This is a genomic window from Parabacteroides massiliensis (genome assembly GCF_900155425.1).
GTDB lineage: Bacteria > Bacteroidota > Bacteroidia > Bacteroidales > Tannerellaceae > Parabacteroides > Parabacteroides massiliensis.
In genome coordinates this window covers 1-1,153 of the sequence record NZ_LT700211.1, presented here as the reverse complement: position 1 = coordinate 1,153, position 1,153 = coordinate 1, and the positions used below count along the sequence as shown (strand labels likewise).

Below are 1,153 nucleotides of genomic sequence, written 5' to 3'. Positions count from 1 at the left end.
TGACCCCGAGCAAGACGAAGAAGGAGACGGCCGTGGACATACGGGAGGAGGACGGGGAGAAATACAGCGCGGTCCTTACCCCGAGGAACGAGGCGCGTGACGTGACGCTGCACTTTGCCCTGTATAATAAGACAAAGGAGGGATGGCTGCGGAAATATTTCGCGTTCATCAATTTCCTGAAGAAAGGGAAGGACGGGTGGCTCGACATCGCGTTTCCCCAACTTGATCTGACATTGCGTGTGAGATACACGGACAGTCCGAAGTTCACCCCGCTGACCTATTTGTGGCAGGAAGGGGTTCACGCTGGGAAATTCAAGGTGAAGTTCCGCGAGCCGGTACCGATTATATAACCATTCAAAGACGATTCGAATATGCTTTTAACGATATACGATAAAGCCGGGACCAAGCGTGCGGATGTGGCTGCAAGTGACAGTTCGACGCAGAGCAAGGAGGTGCAGGGCGACAACGTGCTGGCGCTCTCCTTCACGCATTATGCCCATATCCCTCTTGATGTAGGCGACTTCACGGACTACATGGGCGAGCGGTACTGGCTGACGGAGCGGTACACCCCGAAAGAGAAAAGCGGTAGCGAGTGGGAGTATAACCTGAAGCTGTACGGTATCGAGAGCCTGATCAGGCGTTTTCTTGTGCTGGAGACAACGGACGGCGACACCAATCCCCTGTTTACATTGACGGCCACGCCCCGTGACCATGTCGCGATGGTAGTGAAGGCCATCAACGACGGCATGGGTAACATTACCGACTGGAAGGTGGGGCAGGTGGATGGTACCGATCTTATCGTGATCGACTACGAAGGTATGTACTGCGACCAGGCGTTGAAGGAGATCGCCGGCAAGGTGGGAGGCAAGGCCGAGTGGTGGGTCGAGGGGCAGACGGTGAACGTGTGCCGTTGCGAACACGGCGAGGAGATCACGTTGGGATACGGCAAGGGGCTGACCTCCCTGGAGCGGGATACGAGCAATACGGCGAAGTTCTACACGCGCCTTTTTCCGATCGGGAGCAGCCGGAACATCGACGCCGAGAAGTACGGCAGCCCCCGTCTGATGCTCCCCGGAAAAAAGAAGTACGTGGAGGTGGGCGTGGACGAGTACGGTATCTATGACCACTACGAACAGGCCGCCTTCAGCGATAT

1 protein-coding gene and 1 pseudogene are annotated in these 1,153 nt (G+C 56.3%); both read left to right on the top strand.

The genetic code is table 11. The features are described 5' to 3' along the window. Window positions 1-350, top strand: a 350-nt coding sequence (locus BQ9893_RS21020) for a hypothetical protein (RefSeq protein WP_075967844.1), incomplete at its 5' end; no start/stop codon positions are given. Between the two features lie 21 nt (window positions 351-371). After that, window positions 372-1,153 (top strand): annotated as a pseudogene (locus tag BQ9893_RS21015) (hypothetical protein); the annotation flags it as partial.